This is a genomic window from Pseudomonas amygdali, assembly GCF_002699855.1.
Taxonomy (GTDB): domain Bacteria; phylum Pseudomonadota; class Gammaproteobacteria; order Pseudomonadales; family Pseudomonadaceae; genus Aquipseudomonas; species Aquipseudomonas amygdali.
In genome coordinates this window covers 1-2,789 of record NZ_LKBW01000153.1, presented here as the reverse complement: position 1 = coordinate 2,789, position 2,789 = coordinate 1, and the positions used below count along the sequence as shown (strand labels likewise).

3 protein-coding genes and 1 pseudogene are annotated in these 2,789 nt (G+C 55.6%); 3 read left to right on the top strand and 1 reads right to left on the bottom strand.

Annotated features, from left to right (window positions below):
* Nucleotides 1–200, top strand: a pseudogene (locus AO277_RS28760) (hypothetical protein); the annotation flags it as partial.
* A gap of 174 nt (nt 201–374) precedes the next feature.
* Here AO277_RS28760 and AO277_RS12295 read toward each other — a convergent pair.
* A complete protein-coding gene (locus AO277_RS12295; protein ID WP_236691314.1) occupies nt 375–1,400 on the bottom strand; it encodes a LysR family transcriptional regulator in 1,026 nt (341 codons plus the stop codon).
* Nucleotides 1,401–1,471: 71 nt separating this feature from the next.
* Here AO277_RS12295 and AO277_RS12290 point away from each other — a divergent pair, with 71 nt between their 5' ends.
* The gene (locus AO277_RS12290; protein ID WP_044320139.1) at nt 1,472–2,029 is read left to right on the top strand and encodes a flavodoxin family protein; all 558 of its coding nucleotides are present in this window, start codon (nt 1,472–1,474) and stop codon (nt 2,027–2,029) included.
* Between the two features lie 17 nt (nt 2,030–2,046).
* Nucleotides 2,047–2,769, top strand: coding sequence for an NAD(P)-dependent alcohol dehydrogenase (locus AO277_RS12285; RefSeq protein ID WP_080899382.1), 723 nt, complete (start codon nt 2,047–2,049; stop codon nt 2,767–2,769).
* Nucleotides 2,770–2,789: the final 20 nt, after the last annotated feature.

Sequence of the window (2,789 nt, the reverse complement as noted above, 5' to 3'; positions counted from 1 at the left end):
GAGCTGGTAAAACAAGGGCCTGCCTGACGGCAGGCCCTAACCAGCCCGAACACAAAAAAACTGATACTCCCTGGTGTCCTTTCTTCCCTGGATACTACCTGTATTACCCAAGCCGCAAGCAGCCGTCCAATGCTTTCACACTGGTCGCGAACGCACTACGTGCAGACGGTCTTCCTGGTCTCGACGCCAGTAACAAATAGACGAACAGGGTGGGCACTCCAAGCCTTTTCTGCTTTCACCCGTCGCAGTCAGTCTGTGGTGGGCAGTGTCGCTAACCATTCGAGCGATGCCTTTCGTAGGTGATCAATATTCTGGAGTATCGACCTGCGAGCACAAAGTCTCGACGCAAAGGATAGCGTCGCAGAAGAACCCTCTTAAGCTGAGTATGCTGCCAACGATTCCAGCGGTACGTGCAGTACCTCATTTGATTTTAAGGCGTCTAACAGATAGTCCACTACGACACGGACACGGGGCGCGACCAACGCGCGGTGCGGATACTGAATCACCATTTCATGAGCCCCAGGGTGATGTAATTGGTGGATGACCACATTTAGCCCGCCAGACACCAGATGATCCCAGACCAGGTGAACGGCAACCTGCGCAACTCCGATAGCGTTCAGTGCAGCGTCGACCACGGCCTCTGGCGCAGACAATGTCAAAACCGCCGTTTCGGTGGGGTCTAGGGTAGTGATGCTGCCGTCACTCCCTTTAAAGCTCCACGGATCAACATTTCCAGCCAGGAAGCGCCTGGCAATCAGTCTATGATGGCCTAAATCTGCGACGGTGCGCGGCACGCCGTGGTGCTCAAGGTAGGTGGTTGAAGCGACCAGCACTGTATTAAGGCGACATACTGGTCGTGAAATCAGGGCTGAGTCGCGTATGAGCCCCCCACGTAGTGCAAGGTCATATCCGTCACGCACCAGGTCGACCATACGGTCATCAAAATCGACTTCAATAGAAAGCCCTGGGTGGAGCGCCAGAATACGAGGGAGTAATGGCATCAATTGTCCTTGCCCCATTGCGACGCTGGTCGAGATGCGCACGCGCCCATGCGTTTCATCACGCTGTGCGACGACAGTTTCCACTGCAGCATCCAAGGCGGCCAGTGCAAACCTTGCCTGCCGCAGAAATGCGGCTCCTTCCTCAGTCAACTTCACTGTGCGCGTGGTTCGATTTAGGAGCCGTACGCCGAGAGCCCTTTCCAGGCCCGCGACGTTTTTGCTGACCGCAGCCGATGTCACCCCCAGCAGGCGGGCAGCTGCTGCGAAGCTGCCGGTGTCCGCAGTCTGGACAAAAGAAAGTATGGCTCTTACTCGATGCGAAGTATCCAAAGTTTGCTCCGGCTCAAGGAAATGAAGGTCATGGTGAGGATTATCAATGCTAGGTTGATAGCTATTCAACCTATTAGATACTTACAGTAATTATTGCCGGAACGCATGATGATAGAAATCACTGGTCCAGAGGTAAATCCATGTCTATTTCCATCGTTTACGACAGCGGCTACGGCCACACCAAAAAGCAGGCGGAAGCCATTGCCGAGGGCGTGGGTAGCGTCGAAGGAGTGGAGGTGACGCTGGTCGCCGTTGCGGATGGTCAAATCAACTGGGAGGCTCTTGCTGCCAGCGACGCGATTATCTTTGGATCGCCAACCTACAACGGCACCGTCAGCGCTCGTTTCAAGCAATTCATGGAAGACTCAACTGGGACTGCGTGGGTGCCGCAGACATGGCGCAATAAAATTGCGGCCGGCTTCACCAACTCCGGCTCCATGCACGGCGACAAGCTCAATTCGCTTGTGACGCTTTCATTGTTTGCTGCCCAGCATGGGATGATCTGGGTCGGCCTTGATCTGTTCCCAGGAAAAAGTAATGAAGAGCTAAACCGCGTGGGGGGCTGGCTTGGCGCTATGGCATTTTCGAAAGACGAGTCGCCCGAACTCTCGCCGATCAAAAGCGATCTTGATACGGCGCGACACCTTGGAAAGCGCGTTGCGGAGCTGACTCAACAGTTCATCGCTGGACGAATTTGAGCTTAGGGAGTCTCGCCATGAAAGTATTGGGATATGCAGCACTCTCGGCTACCGACGCTCTAACACCGTTTGAGGTCGAACGCCGCCAGCCTAGGGCCGACGACGTCGTGCTTGAGGTGCTCTACTGCGGCGTCTGCCATACCGATCTGCACATTGTTCGCAATCATGGAGGCTATACGCACTACCCGGTAGTTCCGGGCCACGAGGTAGTAGGGCGGGTAACTGAGGTCGGTAGTGCGGTCACCCGATTCAGAGTGGGCGACACTATCGGAGTAGGGTGCATGGTCGACTCTTGCCAGCATTGTAATCCTTGCCATCAGGGCTTCGAACAGCATTGCCTGGAAGGCGCTACCTTCACGTACAACAGCACTGATCGCCACGATTACCTACCGACGTTCGGTGGCTACACCAAGCAAATGGTCGTGTCTGAAAAATTCGCGTTAAGCATTCCGGACGGACTCGACCTGGCGGGAGCTGCGCCACTGCTGTGTGCGGGAATTACCAATTGGGAGCCCCTGCAGCAATGGCAAACAGGTCCCGGCAGCCGTGTTGCGGTGGTTGGCCTTGGCGGCCTTGGGCACATGGCCCTAAAACTGGCCAAGGCTTTGGGCGCAGAGGTTACTCTGTTTACCCGCTCGCCCGATAAAGACGCGGATGCACGACGCCTTGGCGCGGATCATGTCGTGCTGTCGACCGATCCCGAGCAAATGGAATGGTCTGAAGTAGGCCGCTATTTTTAGACTGCTGAGCCATAGCCGCT